Raw genomic sequence first — 16,394 nt, 5'->3', positions numbered from 1 at the left:
CCCGCGGCGGCGGCGAAGCCGGCACCGGGGGTCCGGGCGGCGGGCCCGATGCCCGGACGGTCGGCGGCGGGCACAGGCTCCGGCGGGGGCGTCGTGCCGCCGTCGGCCGCCCGCACGGAGTCGGACTCCAGGGCGGCGAGGCGCTCGTCGGTGTCGACGGCCAGCCAGGGCCCGTCGTGGTGGCCGCGCAGCCGGGCGGCGCCCGCCAGGTCGGAGACCAGGAGCCGGGCCCCGGCGTCGTCCAGGACGTAGCCGAGGCGTTCGACCGGCGCGGCAGCGTCGAGCGGCACCCAGGCGGCGCCGGCCTTCCAGACGCCGAGGTAGGCGGCGATCAGGTCGGGGGTGCGGCCGAGCATGACGGCGACCGTCGTCTCGGGGCCGGCGCCCAGTTCGCCGAGCCGCCGGGCGAATGCCTCGGCACGGCGCTCCAGGCGGGCATAGGTCCAGCTCTCGCCGCCGCAGACGACGGCGGTCTCCTCGGGGTTGGCGCGGGCGACGGCGGAAATCACGGTGTGGACGAGGTCGTCGGCCGCGGCGGAGGTGCCGGGCTCGGGGGCGCCGGGGCCGAGGGCGAGGATCTCCTCGCGCAGGGCGTCGGGCAGCAGCGCGGCCCGGTCCAGGCGCACCCGCGGCTCGGCGGTCAGGGACTCCAGCAGCCGCACCCAGCCGGCCGCGAAGCGCTCCACGGTGGCCGGGTCGAAGAGGGAGGTGGCGTACTCGACCAGGCCGAGCAGGGAGCCGTCGCCCTGGCGCTGGAGCACGAACGTGAGGTCGGTACGGGCGCTGCGCCAGGCCCCGCGGAAGGCCTCGATGTCGCCCTCGGAGGCGGCCATACCGGTCCGGCCCTCCTCGTGCAGGTCGAACATGACCTGGTAGAGGGGGGTGCGGCCGGGGTCGCGGGTGTCGTCGAGCTCGGCGACGAGGCGGTCGAAGGGCAGGTCCTGGTGGGCGAAGGCACTGCGGGCGGTGTCCCGGACCCGGATCAGCGCCTCCTCGAAGGTGGCGTCGGCCGGGGCGTCGCAGCGCATCACCAGCGTGTTGAGGAAGAAGCCGACGACATCGGCGACCTCCGGCCGCTCCCGGCCGGCGACGGGCACGCCGACCGGCACGTCCCACTGGCCGGTGAGCCGGGCGACGAGCGTCCCGAAGACGGTCAGCAGGGTCTGCTGGAGGGTCGCCCCGTGGCCGCGCCCGAAGGCGGCGGCCCGGTCGGCGAGTGCGGCGGGGACGGTGAACACGTGGGCGGCGCCGATGCCGTCGCGGACGGCCGGACGGGCCCGGTCCGCGGGCAGGTCGGCGGGGACGGCCCCCTCCAGGGCCCGCTTCCAGTGGGCCAGCTCCTCGGTCGCGGCGGATCCCGTCAGCCGGCGGCGCTGGTGGACGGCGTGGTCGGCGTACTGGACCGGCAGGGCGGGGAGCACGGCGCCGGTGCCGTGGTGCGCGGCCTCGGCGAGGGCCAGCAGGTCGCGCTCCAGGACCACCGAGGACCAGCCGTCGCAGGCGATGTGGTGGATGGACAGGATCAGGTGGAGGGAGCCGGCGCCGCGGACGGTCAGGGCGCGCCAGACGGGCCCGTTCTCCAGGTCGAAGGGGCGGCTGAACTCGTCCTCGATCAGGACGTTGCGGGCCTCGGCGGTCTCGGCGCGGGTGGTGCGCAGCTCGATGTGCGGGGCGGGGTCGGCGATCTGGACCGGCTCGGTGCCGCGCAGGACGTAGCGGGTGCGCAGGATCTCGTGGCGCTCGGCGAGTCCGTGCAGGGCCGCCGCGACGGTGTCGTCGGCGTAGCCGGGCGGCAGGGTGATGAAGACGGGCGCGTTCCACTCGGCGCTGCCGGGGCGCATCCGGTCCATCAGCCACAGGCCCTGCTGGCCCGGCGAGAGCGGCAGTCCCGCTCCGGTGCGGGGCACGGGCCGGACGCCCTCGTCGGCGGCTGCGGCCGTGGCGGCGTCCGGGCCGGCGGTGCCCGCGAGGGCGGGGGCGTCGGCCAGCAGGGCGGCCTGCGACTCGACGGTGGTGGCGGTGAACAGGGCGCGCAGCGGGACCGTGGTGCCGGAGGCGGCGGTCAGGGCCTGGGCCAGCCGGCTCAGCAGCAGGGAGGCCCCGCCGAGCTGGAAGAAGTCGTTGGTGGCGCCGATCCGGGCGGCGGGGATGTCCAGGAGGGCGGCCCACTGCTCGGCGACGACCCGCTCGGCGGCGGTGCGTACGGGGACGTGCGCGGTCTCCGCCTCGGCCGCCGCGGAGGCGGGCTCGGGCAGGGCGGAGCGGTCGATCTTGCCGTTGGCGGTGAGCGGGAAGTCGGCGACGGGCACGTACACGGACGGGATCAGCGGGTCGGGCAGGGAGCGGCGCAGGAAGGTGCGCAGTTCCTCGGGGCGCAGCCGCTCGCCGCGGGAGCGGACCCAGGCGACGAGGCGGTGTCCGCCGTCGCCGTCGGGGACGGCGGCGGCGACGGCGCCGCGCACCCACGGGTGGGCTATCAGCGCGGCCTCGACCTCGCCGGTCTCGATGCGCACCCCGTTGACCTTGACCTGGTGGTCGAGGCGGCCGAGGTACTCCAGGGTGCCGTCGGCCTGCCAGCGGACCCGGTCGCCGGTGCGGTAGAGCCGCTCGCCGGGCGGGCCGTAGGGGTCGGGGAGGAAGCGTTCGGCGGTCTGGTCGGGGCGGCCCTGGTAGCCGAGGGCCAGGCCGATGCCCCCGGCGTGCAGTTCGCCGGGGACGCCGACCGGGACGGGACGGCCGGCCGGGTCGAGGACGAGGGCGCGCATGTGGGCGATGGGGCGGCCGATGGGGACGGCGCCGGTCTCCTGCGCGGGGTCCCAGCGGTGCTCGGTGATGTCGACGGAGGCTTCGGTGGGACCGTAGGTGTTCCAGATCTCGGCGCGCGGGGCCAGTTCGGCGAGGGCGCGGCAGAGTTCGGCGTGCAGCGACTCGCCCGCGCTGAAGATCAGGCGCAGGGCGGTGGCGCGCTCCCAGCCGGACTGTTCGGCCAGGCGCCGGTAGACGGAGGGGACGCCCTGCAGGACGGTCACCTTGTGGTCGCCGACGGCGCGCAGCAGCGCGGCCGGGTCGCGTTCGGCGTCCTGGGGGGCCACGGCCACCGCTCCCCCGCTGATCAGTGGCGAGAAGAGTTCCAGGCCGGCCGCGTCGAAGCCGACGGTGGTCTTGAGGAGGAAGCGGTCGGCGGGGCCGAGCTTGTGCCGGTGGGCCAGCCAGCGCACCCGGTTGGCGATGCCGGCGTGCGGGACGAGCACGCCCTTGGGGCGGCCGGTGGAGCCGGAGGTGTGCAGGACGTACGCGGGCCGGGCCGGGTCGGGGGCGAGCGGGAAGCCGGCGGCCTCGGCGGCGGACACGGAGTCGGGGGCGTCGGCGACGTCCAGGACGGTGAGTCCGGCGGGCAGCCGCGCGGCGGTGCCGTGACCGGCGAGGACGACGCCTGCGCCGGCGTCCTCCAGGACCAGCGCGAGCCGGGCCTCGGGGTAGGTCGGGTCGAGCGGGACGTAGGCGCCGCCGGCGAACCAGACGCCGAGCAGCGCGGCGATGAGCTCGGGGCCGCGCGGCAGGCAGACGCCGACGAAGTCGCCGGGCGCCACTCCGCCGGCCCGCAGGGCGGCTGCGTAGCGGGCGGCGTGGTGCTCCAGGTCGGCGTAGGTCCAGGCGGCCCCCGTGGTGACGAGGACGGCGGGGGCTTCGGGGGTGCGGGTGGCCTGGGCCCTGAACAGGCCGGGCAGCAGCAGACGGCCGGGGGCGGATCCCGACTGCGTACGGTCGTTCACGTTCTCTCCTTCATCGGGATCGGGGGTGGCGTCGGCCGCTTTCCGGGGCCGGGGCGCCCGGGTGGCCCGCACGTCCGGGTGGTCAGGCGGCGGAGCCCGCGGACATCCGGCGGCGCAGGCTCGCGGGGCGCAGGTCGGTCCACAGTTCGGTGATCCGGGCGAGGCATTCCTCGCGGGTGCCCTCGGTGCCCTCGGCGTGCCAGCCGGCGGGCAGGTCGCGGTCGGCCCACCAGATCGAGTACTGCTCCTCGTCGTTGAGGACGACGCGGTGGACCGTGTCCGCCTGGGTCTCGTTCTGCTGTTCGCTCATCGCTGTTCCCTTCGCGTGGTCAGGTGCCGCCATCCTTGAAGAGGCCGCTATCGATGCCCTATCGAGCGCATATACGTGCCGGAACGCGGCAGGGCCCCCGATGCCTGTCGGCTTCGGGGGCCCTGGGGTGCGCGGGCGTGGCGGGTCAGGCGGCGGCGCCGCTCAGGCCGGTGCCGGTGGTGTCGGCAGCGCCCTGGAGGGGCGTCGGGAGGGCGGCCTCGAAGGCGGCCTCGAAGGCGGCCTCGACGTCGTGGCCGAGGATCCAGCCGACGTCCGCCGCCGCCTCCTTGACGCCACCGGACCGGCCGCCCGCGCCCGGGGCGGGACGGCCCGTGCGCGATCCGAGCTGGACCTTCGTGGTGTGCGGGCGGCGCAGCGACTCGTAGCGCTCCAGGGCGTCGGCGACGCCCCGCGCGTCCTCGCCCCCGCGGGCGAGGCACAGGGCGAGCGCCACGCCGTCCTCGACGGCCTGGTTGGCGCCCTGTCCGTGGTGGGGCAGCATCGGGTGGGCCGCGTCCCCGAGCAGGGTCACCCGGGAGGTGCTCCACCGCTCCAGCGGGGCCCGGTCGTAGAGGGCCCAGCGGCGGACCTCGCCCGCGGCGCCGACCAGCTCGCGCACCTCGGGCGCCCAGCCGGTGAGGACGGCGTCCAGGTCGGCCCGGTCGCCGGCGCTGGTCCAGGACTCGGCGTCGCCCTCGTCGGCGGGGGTGACCACCACGTAGGTGAACTGCCGTCCGCCGTCGACCGGGTAGCACAGCACCCGGGACTCGGGGCCCGCGAACATGTACATCCGGCCCGGGTCCAGCGAGGGCACGTCCGCCGCGTCCACCAGCCCCCGCAGCGCGCTGTTGCCGGAGTACACGGGGGCGTCCGCGCCGGCCACCGCGCGGCGCACCGCCGAGTGGACCCCGTCGGCGCCGACCAGGACGTCGGCCCGGCCCGTGGTGCCGTCGGCGAACTCCAGGAGCACCCCGTCGGGGCCCTCCTCGTGACGGACGAGCTCCTTGCCGGTGCGCACCCGCTCGCCGGGCACCAGTCCCGCGAGCATCCGGTGCAGGTCGCCGCGGTGGACGGTGAGGTAGGGCGCGCCGAACTGCCGCTCCCAGGCCTCGCCCATCTCCTGTACGGCGACCCGCGCGCCGTTGTGGAAGGCCCGGACCTCCAGGGCCTCGGGGCGGACCGCCAGCTCGGCCAGGCGCGGGCCGAGGCCGAGGCGCTCCAGCAGCCGGGTGCCGTTGGGGCCCAGGTGCATGCCCACCCCCTGCTCGCGCAGGGCCCCGCCCCGCTCGTACACGGTGACGTCCAGGCCCCGGGCGTACAGGGCCGCGGCGGCGGTGAGACCGCCCAGGCCCGCGCCGATCACGGCCACTTCGAGGCTCACCGGTACTCCCAGGCGCTCTCGAAGGACTCGAACTCGTCGGCGGAGTCGAAGGAGGCGAAGTCCGCGCCGGCCCCTCCCGCGGAGCCCAGGGCCAGCAGCGCCTCCAGCTCCCCCGCGCCCGCCAGCTCCACGTCGGCGACGCGGGTGTCCGGCTCGGCGACGGCAGCCGCCAGCATCCGCTCGTACCCGTCGGCGAAGCGCGCGACCGTCTCGCGGTCCAGCACGTCCGTGTCGTACGAGAAGACCGCGGTGACCCCCTCGGGTGTCTGCTCGATGCGCAGCAGCAGGTCCAGCTGGCCCTCCTGCTGCGGGACGTCGATCAGGGCGATGTCCAGCCCGGCGTACGGGACGGAGGGTCCCTCGGCGGCGCCCGGCGCGACGTTCGGCACGGGCGGTTCCATCCGGTCCATCTGGACGAGGAACAGGGCGGTGCGGAACACCGTGGCCCGGGGGAAGGCCAGCGCGCACGGGTAGCGGACGCCCATCATGCCGCCCATCACCCGCTGCCCGGCCTGCTCGGCCGCGCTGCGGAAGGTGGAGCCGGCGGTGAAGTCGGCCCGCACCGGCATGGTGTTGAGGAAGCAGCCGATCACGTCCCGCTGCGCGCGGCCCATCCGGCTGGTGGCCGGGACCCCGAGCACGAAGGCCTCCTGGCCGGTCCAGCGGTGGGTCAGGGCCTGGAAGACGCCGAGGAGGTAGGCGAAGGGGGTCACCCCCGCAACGGCGGCGGCCGGGGCCAGGGCGGCGGCGCTCTCCGCGGCCAGCTGCCGTACGACGGTGCCGCCCCGGTAGGAGCGCAGCGCGGGCCGGGGCCGGTCCAGGGGGAGTTCGGCGGCGGGGGCCCGCCCCACCGACTCCTGCCACAGCTCGGCCGCCCGCAGGCCCGACGCGGAGGCGGTGTAGCGCAGCTCCTCGGCGGCGTGGTCGGCGTAGGAACCGGGGATGGGCCGCCAGCGGGGTTCCTGCCCGGACGCGAAGCCCTCGTAGGCGTCGAGGACGTCGCGCACCAGCAGCCAGCGCGAGGTGAAGTCGCTGACGATGTGGTGGGCGGAGGTGACCAGCGCCCAGTCCTCGTCGGTGTTGCGCAGCAGCACCACGCGGAAGGCCGCGGACTCCAGGCGGAAGGGCCGGGCCCCGGCCTCCTCGGCGGCCCGGTGCAGGGCCTCCTCGCCGGCGCCGTGGAGGTCGCGGAACTCCATCCGTACCAGGGGCTGTTCGCCGACGGTGCGGCGGACCCCTTCGGTGTTCTCGGTGAACACCGAGCGCAGCAGCTCCTGGCGGGCGCCGACGGCGGTGACGGCGGCGTCCATGGCGGCGGGGTCGACCCGGCCGCGCAGCCGCAGCGGCATGACGATGTTGTAGGCGGAGGCCTCGGGGGAGACCCGGTAGGCGGTCCACATGGACTGCTGGATCGCGGTCAGGGGCAGTGCCCGCGCGGCGCCGGGCGTCCCGGCGGTGGTGTCCGTCACGGCGGTCACGGCGGTCATCCGCAGCCTCCCGCGTGGCTCATGTCCGTGGTGCGCCCGGCGCCGACCACCGCGAGCTCCGCCTCGGCGGGCTGCGCGGCGGGGGCCGCGGGGGCGGCGTCCCCGAAGGAGGAGGCGAAGGCGGCCACCCGGTCCAGGCCCCAGTAGGGCTCACTGCCGTTGACGAAGAACGGGACGCCGAAGACGCCGTCGCGGTGCACGTCCAGCAGGGCGGTGACGGCCCGCTCGCGCAGTTCCGGGCTGTCGGTGGCGGCGGCCACCGCGTCGGCGTCGAGGCCGATCTCCACGGCCAGTTCGAGGACGGTCGCGGGGTCGCAGATGTCGCGTCCCTCCAGCCAGCGGGCCCGGCCGGCGCGGGCCACCCACTCCCGGCCCAGGCCCGCGTCCACGGCGAGGAACCAGGTCAGGTGGGCCGGCTCCCACCACGGCTCGCGGTCGGCCGGCCAGGTCAGCGCCAGGTCGCGCTCGGCTGCGAGGCGGCGTACGTCACGCAGGATGTAGAACTGCTTGGCACGGGTCATGGGGGTGTACGGGAACTGCCCGCCGGCCTCGTCCAGCAGCTTGGCGCTGGTCTCGTCGGGCTCCCAGAAGGGGCGCCACTCGACCCGGTCGAGCAGACCGGGGTGCTGGCGCTCCAGGTCGTGCAGGGCGAAGAAGTTGTAGGGGCTGCGCAGGTTGAAGTAGAACCGGGGCGGTTTGGCGGCACGGCCGGCCATGTCGAACTCCTCTGTGAATCAGGCTGGTCGGACTGGTGGGGCCGGTCAGACGACCAGACCGCCGTCGATGTGGAAGACCTGTCCGGTGATGTACGCGGCGCGGTCGGAGGCCAGGAAGGACACCAGCTCGGCGACCTCGTGCGCCTCGCCGAAGCGGCCCAGCGGGATCCGGGCCGTCATCTCCTTGGCGTGCTTCTCGGACAGGCCCCCGACCATGTCGGTGGCGATGAATCCGGGGGCGACGGCGTTGGCCCGCAGGCCGCTGCGGCCGGACTCCTTGGCCAGGGCCTTGGTGAAGCCGATGATCCCGGCCTTGGTCGCGGAGTAGTTGCTCTGCGTGGCGTTGCCGGCGGCGGCGACCGAGGAGAGGGTGATGATGGTGCCGCGGCGGCGCTTCATCATCGGGAAGGCCAGCGCCTTGGCGAAGTTGAAGGTGCCGTCGAGGTTGGTGCGGACCACCGCGTCCCAGTCCTCGTCCTTCATCATCGCGAGGTGGCCGTCGCGGACGATGCCGGCGGCGGTGACCAGCACCTCCACCGGGCCCAGTTCGGCCTCGGCCCGCGCGGTGAAGGCCCGGACCTGCTCGCGGTCCGTGACGTCCACGCGGCCGGCCAGCACCCGCGCCCCCAGCTCCCGGGCGGCCTTCGCGGCGAGCTCGGCGGCCTCCTCGTTGGACTGGTAGCAGAAGGCCACGTCGTGGCCGTCCCGTGCCAGGGTCTCCACCACGGCCCGGCCGATGCCGCGCGAGCCGCCGGTGACGAGGGCTACCGGCCTCGGTGTCTCGGACATGGATAGATGCCTCTCTCTTCGGGACGCGGGTGCGCGTACGCGTGTACGCGCGCGGGGGATGGTGCGCGGGGTGCGGTGTACGGGGCCGGGGGGCGCGGTGCCGTGCGCCCCCCGTCGGTCTCAGCCGAGCCTCAGCAGGGTGGCTCCGACGGTGCCGTCCCGGTCCAGGGCGGTGACCAGCGCGAGCCGGTCCACCAGGGCGGGCTCCGCACCGGCGTGCGCCAGGACCGCGGCCAGCTGGAAGGCGGCCGAGGCGGCGGTCGCGTCGCCGACGAGCGGGCGTACGGCGATCCGCTCGCCGCCGATCCCCTCCAGCGCGGACTCCTCCTGCTTGCCGAGCTGCCCCGGCGGAGTGCCCGGTGCGATCAGGGCGACGTCCTCGGGGCCCACGCCCGCGTCGGCGAGCACCTCGGCGACGCAGCGGGCCAGCGCGGCCCCGGCGCGTCCGCTCTCCGGGAAGGCCCGGAAGCGGGAACCGAGGACGGTGGCGAGCACCCTGCGGCCTCCCTCGCGGGCGGCCTCCCCGCTTTCCAGCAGGAACAGCGCGGCGCCCTCGCCGAGCGGGTCGGCCTCGGCCCCGCCGTGGTCGGCGACCCGCTCCAGGCGGGCCCGCTGGACGGAGAACTCCTCGGCCGCGCCGGCCAGCAGCGCGTTGGCGTGGCCGCCGCGCAGCAGCCGGGAGGCGTAGTTCAGGGCCAGCAGGCCGGTGGCCGAGCCGCCGGAGACGGTGACGTTGGGGCCCTTGAGGGTGTGCCGGATGGCGCTCTGGCCCGTCGGGCAGTTCATCACCGTGTTGGGGAACCGGGCCGGGTCGACGAGGTAGGGCTTCTCCCCCGTCAGGGCGTCCCGGGTGAAGTCCATGATGGACTGGACGCTGCCGGAGGTGCCGAGCACCAGCCCGGTCTTCTCCGGGTCGGCGGCCAGGCCCTGGCCGAAGTCCTCCAGGAGCTCGCCGACGGTGACGACGGCGATCCCGGTGGCCCGGTCCATGGAGCGGGTTCCCTTGCGGCCGAGCACCGCCTTGATGTCGAAGCCCGGGATGAGGCCCGCTTCCCCGTAGGGGACCGGCCACTGCCCGCCGTCGACGGCGGAGGTCGCCGTGGTCCCGGCCAGGAGTCCCTCGGCGAAGGACCGGCGGCCCAGGCCGTACGGGGAGGTCACGGCCCAGCCCGAGATGACGAGCCGGCGCTCGCGGGGCTGCGCCGCCGCTGTTTGCGTCATGCGACTGCGCTCCTGTCTTCCCAGTGGCCGAGGACCAGTACGGCGTTGTTGCCGCCGAAGGCGAGTCCGTTGTTCTGCACGACCTTGAGGTCGGCTTCGACCGCCTCGTTCGGTACGCAGTCCACGCCGCACTCGGGGTCGGTGGTGCGGTGGTTGATGGTGGGCGGGATGAACCCCTCGCGCAGGGCGAGGGCGCAGGCCGCCGAGGCCAGGGCGCTGGCGGCGCCCATGGTGTGGCCGATCATCGACTTGATGGAGACGGTGCGCGGCAGGTCCTCGCCGAACACCTGACGGATCGCGCCGACCTCGGTGACGTCGTTCGCCCTGGTCCCGGTGCCGTGCGCGGAGATGAAGTCCACATCGGCGGGGGTGATCCCGGCGTTGGCGTGCGCCGCGGTGATGCAGCGGGCGATCGAGTCCCGGTCGGGGGCGACGGGGTGGCTGGCATCGCAGGACAGGCCGTAGCCGAGGACCTCGGCGTAGATCCGGGCGCCGCGGGCCAGCGCGGACTCCAGCGACTCCATGAGCAGGATGCCGGCGCCCTCGCCCGTGAGGATGCCCTGCCGGTCGGCGTCGAAGGGCCGGCACACGTCGGGGGCGATGGTGCCGAGCCGGTAGAAGCCGGTGAACGTCTTGCGGCACAGGGCGTCGGCCCCGCCGCACAGGGCCATCTCCACGTCTCCGGAGCTGATCGCGTCGTAGCCGTAGCCGACCGCGTAGTTCCCGGCGGCGCAGGCGGTGGGGACGGTGACCGTCTCCACGTCCTCCAGGCCGAGTTCGCGGACGATGCCGGCGGAGAGCCGGCCCGGCCAGACGCGGCGGGCGACCACCGGATCGAGGGTGTCCTCGTCCCCGGCGACCTGGAGCCCGGTGAGGTGGTCCAGATCGCGGGACTCGCCGTCGGTGGTGCCGACCGAGACCAGGGAGCGCCTGGCCCGGACGTCCGCCTCGGTGAGACCGCCGTCGGCCACCGCCATCCGGGCCCCGGCGACCGCGAACTGGGCGGCCCGGCCGAGCTCGTCGGCCGGCAGCTCGCGCAGCCAGGCCTCCGGCTCGAAGTCGGTGATCTCGCAGGCGTTGGCGTGGGCGAAGCCGGTGGTGTCGAACGCACTGATGGGCTTGGCCCCGCTGCGTCCGGCGCGCAGGCCCTCGGCGAAGGCGTCCACGCCGGTGCCGATGCTCGTCACGACACCGAGACCCGTGATCACCACCCGGTGCCGGGCAGCGGTCCGCTGCCCCGTCGCGGCCGTCTCGGTGGTCACTTGCCCTCGGCCTCCGCGATCACGGCGTAGACGCCGACCAGGTTGACCATGCGGCTGAGCTCGGACTGCTCCAGCGTGATGCCGAAGACGCGCTCCAACGAGGCCAGGATCTCGATGGTGCGCAGGGAGTCCGCGTCGTGCTCCTCCTTGAAGAGGCTCGTCTCGGTCACCTCGTCGAGGTCGAGTTCGAGGATGTCGCAGACGATTTCCTTGATCTGCTCCTTGCGCCCGGCGTCGAGGGCGGGGATCTGGGTGGTCATCTGATGTTCCTCCAGGTGAAGGGCGGTCCGCGGCGGACCTGCCGGTGCCGTCCCGGGTGGGCGCCCGGTGGGGTGTCGGGGGTGGGGGGCTGGCGGGGCCAGCGGTGGTGCGATGCTTCGATGGTGAAAGGGGCCGCTATCAGTGGCCTATATCCACCAGGTGCGGAGTGAGGCCCGCGGAGCGGGGCTCCTTCCAGAGGTGCGAGACCTCGCCGAACTGGCGGTACACCCAAGCGTCGTCGTAGATCGTCTCTAGGTAGCGGTCGCCGCCGTCGGGCAGGACGAGCACCACGTTCGAGCCGGGGATGATGTCGGGGGCGATCCGTTCCAGTGCCGCGACGACGGCCCCGGAGGAGCCGCCGGCGAGCACCGCCTCGTCGCGGACGAGGCGCCGGCAGCCGACGACGCAGTCGAGGTCGCCGACGTGGATGACCCGGTCCGCGTCCGAGGGACGCAGCAGCCGGGGCACCACCGAGGCACCGTGGCCCGGGATGAGCCGGGTGCGGCGCTCCTGCGGGCCGAAGAGCACGCTGCCGATGGCGTCCACCGCGTTGATCGTGGTGTTCATCCCGTGCCGGCGGATGTACTCGGCGCAGCCGCCCAGGGTCCCGCTGGTGCCCGCGGCCACGATGAGCTGGTCGACGCGACCGTCGAGGGCCTCGGCGATCTCGCGCATCGTGTTCTGGTGGGCGATGGGGTTGAGGGGGTTGGAGTACTGGTCGGGCCAGTAGGCGTCGGGCGTCACGGCGACGAGGTCGGCCACCCGGCGGAGCCGGGCCGGCAGCAGTTCACCGGTGGCCGGATCGGGGTCGACGACGATCTCGACCTCGGCTCCGTAGGCCCGCAGGATCGCGACGTTCTGCCGGGTCGTCCTGGCGTCCACCACGCAGATGAAGCGCAGTCCGAAATACCCGCAGATCTGGGCGAGCCCGATCGCGAGATTGCCGGAACTCGACTCGATCACGGTTGATTTGCCGGGTACGAGCTCCCCGGTTCTGATGCGCGCCAGCACCATGGAGAGTGCGGAGCGGTCCTTGATACTTCCTCCGGGATTGAACCGCTCCACCTTGGCGAACACCCGCGAGCCGAGGCCCGGCAGCAAACGCTCCAGTTCGATGAGCGGAGTTCCTCCCACGGTGGAGAGGATTCCCTTCGTCCCTTCTTCGTACGGCATCTGATGCAGCCATCCTCTGCTGGGAGTTGCGGGGTGCGAATACAGCGTGATTGAGATTCGGCCAATCTGCTATATCGATGCCATACGGCCGGTTATAGGTGGCGCATAGTCGATGGCCTGAATCTCTTCCACATCGCACCACGGAAGTCCCCCATGAAGACGGAAGAGAGAGTCCCTCACATGACCGGCACCGACTCGCGCATTCAGAAAGTCGTCATCCTGGGCGGCGGAACCGCCGGCTGGATGACCGCCGCCTATCTCGGAAAGGCGCTCCAGGGCACCGTGGACATCACGGTCCTGGAGGCTCCGGCGATCCCGCGGATCGGTGTCGGTGAAGCCACCGTCCCGAACCTGCACAAGGTCCTCTTCGAATACCTCGGCATCGCCGAGGAGGAGTGGATGCGGGAGTGCAACGCCAGCTTCAAGATGGCCGTCCGCTTCGTCAACTGGAGAACCGGCGGCCAGGGCGAGCCGAACGCGCGGGAGTTGGAGAACGGCGGCCCGGACCACTTCTACCACCCGTTCGGCATCCTGCCGGACAGCGACAACGTCCCGATGTCGCACTACTGGGCCAAGCGGAAGCTGGAGGGCCAGACCGAGGAGCCGTTCGACTACGCGTGCTTCCGCGAGCCCCCGGTCATGGACGCGAAGAAGTCCCCGAAGTGGCTCGACGGCACCCCGTCCACCCGCTACGCCTGGCACTTCGACGCGGCCCTGGTCGCCGACTTCCTGCGCCGCTTCGCCACCGAGAAGCAGGGCGTCAACCACGTGCAGGGCGAGATGACCCACGCGGAGAAGGACGAGCGCGGCTTCATCAAGGCCCTGCACACCAAGGACGGCGGGGTCCTGGAGGCCGACCTGTTCGTGGACTGCTCCGGCTTCCGCGGCCTGCTCATCAACCAGGCCCTCGAAGAGCCGTTCATCGACATGAGCGACCACCTGCTGTGTGACAGCGCCGTCGCCACCGCCGTTCCGCACGACGACGAGGCCAACGGCATCGAGCCGTACACCTCCGCCATCGCGATGTCCTCCGGCTGGACCTGGAAGATCCCGATGCTGGGCCGTTTCGGCTCCGGCTACGTCTACTCCAGCAAGTTCACGACCAAGGAGGAGGCGACCAAGGAATTCAGCGCGCTGTGGGGCCTCGACCCGGAGACGACGAAGTTCAACCACGTGAAGTTCCGGGTGGGCCGCAACCGTCGCGCCTGGGTGAACAACGTGGTGAGCATCGGTCTTTCCTCCGCGTTCCTGGAGCCGCTGGAATCGACCGGGATCTACTTCATCACCGCGGCCATCTACCAGCTGGCCAAGCACTTCCCGGACCGCACCTTCAACCCGGAGCTGGCCAACAGCTTCAACCACGAGATCGAGGTGATGTTCGACGACACCCGCGACTTCATCCAGGCGCACTTCTACTACGCGCCGCGCAATGACACGCCGTTCTGGCGGGCGAACAAGGAACTCACGCTGCCGAAGAACATCCAGGAGAAGATCTCCGCGTACAAGGCCGGCCTGGCGATCAACTCCCCGATCGCCGACGAGTCCACGTACTACGGGAACTTCGAGGCGGAATTCCGGAACTTCTGGACCAACGGCAGCTACTACTGCGTCTTCGCCGGCCTCGGCCTCGAACCGGACGCCCCCCTGCCGATCCTCGCGCACAAGCCCGATTCCGTGGCGGGCGCCGAGGCCATGTTCGGCAAGGTCAAGCAGGAGCAGGAGCACCTCCTCGACACGCTGCCGAGCACCTACGACTACCTGCGCAAGCTGCACGGCTAGTCCGCGGTCGCTTCCTTCCGGTGCGCAGGCCCGGAGCCGGCCCCTCCCTCCGGCTTCCGGGCCCGCGCCGCACCCCGATCCCCAGGAGTCCCACAGATGTCCCGTACCTCCCAGCCCTCCCCGTCCCTGCGCGCCGATCGGTCCGACGGCGCGGCCGAAGCCGACATCCGCCCCCTGATGTCGGCGTTCCCGTCCGGCGTCTCGGTGATCACCACGATCGGTACGGATTCCGAGCCGCGCGGTATGACCTGCAGCTCCCTGGCCAGCGTGGCCCTCTCCCCGCCCACCATCGTGCTGTGCCTGCGCACGCAGAGCCCGACCGTCCGGGCCGTGCTGGAAACCGGCCAGGTGGCCGTCAACCTGCTCCACGAGAACGCCCGTCCCGTCTCCGACCTGTTCGCCTCGGGCGCCCCGGACCGCTTCGCCCGGACCGAGTGGCGGCTCCCGCTGGGGGCCGGCGGCCCGCACCTGGCGGCGGCCTCGCACGCCGTCGCCGACGGCGAGGTGGTCGAGGCCGTCGAGTTCGGCGACCACACCGCGGTGTTCGTCCGGGTCACCCGGGTCTCGCTGCACGACGGGGAGGAGCCCCTGCTGTACGGCAAGCGCAGGTACGCCCGCTGGACCGATGCCACCGCCGTGCCCGGCCCGCCCGCCGCCGCCCCACCCCTGCCGGCGATACCAGCCCCGCCCGCCCCCACCCCACCGGCCGATTCGGCTGCTTCGGTCCTGCCCGCCGCTTCGGCGCCGCCCGCCGCCGCCAAGGAGGCCGCCCGTGTCCGCCCGTGACCCGCTTCCCGACCTGCTGATCGCGATCCCCGCGGTCATCATCTCCTGCAAGGCCGGCGCGATGCTCTTCCGCCGCCTCGGTCAGCCGCCGGTGGTCGGTGAGATCGCCGTCGGCATCCTGCTGGGCCCCTCGCTCCTCGGCTGGCTGTGGCCCTCGGCCCAGACATGGCTGTTCCCCGGGACGGTCCTGCCGTTCACCGGGGCGTTCGGAAATCTGGGTCTGCTGGCGTTCATGTTCCTGGTGGGACTGGAGCTCAACCTCTCCGCCCTGCGCGGGCACAGCCGTACCGCCATCGCGGTCAGTCAGGCGAGCATCGCGCTCCCGCTGGTCCTCGGCTCCGGGCTGGCCCTGCTGATGTTCGACACGCTGGCCCCCAAGGGGGTCTCCAAGATCGCGTTCGTCCTGTTCATCGCGGTGTCGATGAGCATCACCGCGTTCCCGGTGCTGGCCCGGATCCTGACCGACCGGGGGCTCTACAACACCCGGATCGGCGCCCTGGCCATGGCCTGCGCGGCGGTGGACGACGTGACCGCCTGGTGCCTGCTGGCCGCGGTGGTCGCGGTCAGCACCAGCAGCTCCCCCGTCGAGGCGGCCACCACGGCGGCCCTGGCGGCCCTGTTCCTGGCCTTCATGATCTACGCCGTCCGGCCACTGCTGGCCAAGTGGGCCGCGCGGGCCGCCCGTACGGTGGACTCCGTCGTGCTGGTCGTGCTGTTCAGCGGGCTGTGCCTGTCGGCCTTCACCACCGACAAGATCGGCGTGCACGCGCTGTTCGGTGCCTTCGTCTTCGGCGTGATCACCCCGCGCGGCTCCCGGGTGATCGAGCTCTGCGCGGCCCGGCTGCGGGCCTTCACCATCCCGATCCTGCTGCCGCTGTTCTTCGTCAACACCGGTCTGCGCACCGATGTGGGGCTCGTGGTCGCCAACCCGATGATGTGGGTGTGGGCCCTGGCCATCATGGTCGTCGCCTTCCTCGGCAAGTGGGGCGGCAGCACCTCCGCGGCGCGGGCCACCGGCCAGTCCTGGCGGGACGCCATGTCGATCGGCGCCCTGATGAACTGCCGCGGTCTGACCGAGCTGGTGGTGCTGAACCTGGGGCTGGAGCTGGGGGTGATCGGGCCGGACCTGTTCACCATGCTGGTCCTGATGGCCCTGCTCACCACGGCGGTCACCTCTCCCGCGCTGTCCTGGATCCGCCGGAAGGTGCCGCGGGGCACGGAGGCCGACGACCTGGCCGACGGTCCGCTGGCACACGATCCGGTGCAGTTGCCGGCCAAGGCCGCCGCGATCTCCTGAGGCGTGCCCCCACCGGGACGCGCACCGGCTCCCGTCCCCTGAGCGCGATCCGCCGTGCGGCCGTACCGTCCCCCTCCCAGGGACCGGTGCGGCCGCTCGGTCGCGGTGCGCGCGTCATGCCCGTCCTACGTGTCCGCCGCTCACCGCCCCACCGTGGCG

The 16,394-nt window shown here is 73.4% G+C and carries 13 protein-coding genes; 3 read left to right on the top strand and 10 right to left on the bottom strand.

All coding sequences use genetic code 11. The features are described from left to right. The 10 genes from ACEPPI_RS36095 to sbnA form a co-directional block, all read right to left on the bottom strand. Nucleotides 1–3,773 (bottom strand): amino acid adenylation domain-containing protein (locus ACEPPI_RS36095; protein WP_373919485.1); only part of this gene is annotated, 3,773 nt, incomplete at its 3' end. 82 nt (nucleotides 3,774–3,855) lie between these two features. Next, nucleotides 3,856–4,083 (bottom strand): MbtH family protein, encoded by a 228-nt coding sequence (locus tag ACEPPI_RS36090; protein WP_373919484.1) that lies wholly within the window; start codon nucleotides 4,081–4,083, stop codon nucleotides 3,856–3,858. 145 nt (nucleotides 4,084–4,228) lie between these two features. Continuing rightward, nucleotides 4,229–5,464, bottom strand: a complete 1,236-nt coding sequence (locus tag ACEPPI_RS36085; RefSeq protein ID WP_373919483.1) for an FAD-dependent monooxygenase — start codon at nucleotides 5,462–5,464, stop codon at nucleotides 4,229–4,231. Next, on the bottom strand, nucleotides 5,461–6,951 hold the full coding sequence (locus ACEPPI_RS36080) for a condensation domain-containing protein (protein WP_373919482.1): 1,491 nt from the start codon (nucleotides 6,949–6,951) through the stop codon (nucleotides 5,461–5,463). The genes ACEPPI_RS36085 and ACEPPI_RS36080 overlap by 4 nt, the downstream gene beginning before the upstream one ends. After that, entirely contained in the window at nucleotides 6,948–7,667 is a 720-nt protein-coding gene (locus ACEPPI_RS36075) for a 2-hydroxychromene-2-carboxylate isomerase (protein ID WP_373919481.1), read from the bottom strand. Before ACEPPI_RS36075 ends, ACEPPI_RS36080 begins: the two co-directional genes overlap by 4 nt. 45 nt (nucleotides 7,668–7,712) lie before the next feature. Continuing rightward, nucleotides 7,713–8,456, bottom strand: a complete 744-nt coding sequence (fabG, locus tag ACEPPI_RS36070) for a 3-oxoacyl-[acyl-carrier-protein] reductase (protein ID WP_356209294.1) — start codon at nucleotides 8,454–8,456, stop codon at nucleotides 7,713–7,715. Nucleotides 8,457–8,576: 120 nt separating this feature from the next. Then, entirely contained in the window at nucleotides 8,577–9,677 is a 1,101-nt protein-coding gene (locus tag ACEPPI_RS36065) for a beta-ketoacyl synthase N-terminal-like domain-containing protein (RefSeq protein WP_373919480.1), read from the bottom strand. Next, a complete protein-coding gene (locus ACEPPI_RS36060; RefSeq protein ID WP_373919479.1) occupies nucleotides 9,674–10,939 on the bottom strand; it encodes a beta-ketoacyl synthase in 1,266 nt (421 codons plus the stop codon). Before ACEPPI_RS36060 ends, ACEPPI_RS36065 begins: the two co-directional genes overlap by 4 nt. After that, entirely contained in the window at nucleotides 10,936–11,199 is a 264-nt protein-coding gene (locus ACEPPI_RS36055; protein WP_280914146.1) for an acyl carrier protein, read from the bottom strand. Before ACEPPI_RS36055 ends, ACEPPI_RS36060 begins: the two co-directional genes overlap by 4 nt. 139 nt (nucleotides 11,200–11,338) lie before the next feature. Further along, nucleotides 11,339–12,373: a 2,3-diaminopropionate biosynthesis protein SbnA gene (sbnA, locus tag ACEPPI_RS36050; protein ID WP_373919478.1), complete on the bottom strand. Its 1,035-nt coding sequence runs from the start codon at nucleotides 12,371–12,373 to the stop codon at nucleotides 11,339–11,341. Nucleotides 12,374–12,553: 180 nt separating this feature from the next. Here sbnA and ACEPPI_RS36045 point away from each other — a divergent pair, with 180 nt between their 5' ends. From ACEPPI_RS36045 to ACEPPI_RS36035, 3 genes are all read left to right on the top strand, one after another. Further along, a complete protein-coding gene (locus tag ACEPPI_RS36045) occupies nucleotides 12,554–14,152 on the top strand; it encodes a tryptophan halogenase family protein (RefSeq protein WP_373919477.1) in 1,599 nt (532 codons plus the stop codon). 96 nt (nucleotides 14,153–14,248) lie between these two features. Further along, nucleotides 14,249–14,938: a flavin reductase family protein gene (locus tag ACEPPI_RS36040; protein WP_373919476.1), complete on the top strand. Its 690-nt coding sequence runs from the start codon at nucleotides 14,249–14,251 to the stop codon at nucleotides 14,936–14,938. Continuing rightward, on the top strand, nucleotides 14,925–16,235 hold the full coding sequence (locus ACEPPI_RS36035; protein ID WP_373919475.1) for a cation:proton antiporter: 1,311 nt from the start codon (nucleotides 14,925–14,927) through the stop codon (nucleotides 16,233–16,235). The genes ACEPPI_RS36040 and ACEPPI_RS36035 overlap by 14 nt, the downstream gene beginning before the upstream one ends. Nucleotides 16,236–16,394: the final 159 nt, after the last annotated feature.

The sequence above is a fragment of the Streptomyces sp. AB3(2024) genome, assembly GCF_041862025.1.
Lineage (GTDB): Bacteria > Actinomycetota > Actinomycetes > Streptomycetales > Streptomycetaceae > Streptomyces.
The sequence above is the reverse complement of the archived record's forward strand: the minus strand, read 5'-3'. Positions and strand labels throughout refer to the sequence as shown.

Bases quoted from the DNA above. Each gene is read 5' to 3' on its own strand.
- ACEPPI_RS36090 (WP_373919484.1), bottom strand. From the start codon at position 4,083: ATGAGCGAACAGCAGAACGAGACCCAGGCGGACACGGTCCACCGCGTC.
- ACEPPI_RS36080 (WP_373919482.1), bottom strand. From the start codon at position 6,951: ATGACCGCCGTGACCGCCGTGACGGACACCACCGCCGGGACGCCCGGC.
- ACEPPI_RS36075 (WP_373919481.1), bottom strand. From the start codon at position 7,667: ATGGCCGGCCGTGCCGCCAAACCGCCCCGGTTCTACTTCAACCTGCGC.
- fabG (WP_356209294.1), bottom strand. From the start codon at position 8,456: ATGTCCGAGACACCGAGGCCGGTAGCCCTCGTCACCGGCGGCTCGCGC.
- ACEPPI_RS36065 (WP_373919480.1), bottom strand. From the start codon at position 9,677: ATGACGCAAACAGCGGCGGCGCAGCCCCGCGAGCGCCGGCTCGTCATC.
- ACEPPI_RS36055 (WP_280914146.1), bottom strand. From the start codon at position 11,199: ATGACCACCCAGATCCCCGCCCTCGACGCCGGGCGCAAGGAGCAGATC.
- sbnA (WP_373919478.1), bottom strand. From the start codon at position 12,373: ATGCCGTACGAAGAAGGGACGAAGGGAATCCTCTCCACCGTGGGAGGA.
- ACEPPI_RS36045 (WP_373919477.1), top strand. From the start codon at position 12,554: ATGACCGGCACCGACTCGCGCATTCAGAAAGTCGTCATCCTGGGCGGC.
- ACEPPI_RS36040 (WP_373919476.1), top strand. From the start codon at position 14,249: ATGTCCCGTACCTCCCAGCCCTCCCCGTCCCTGCGCGCCGATCGGTCC.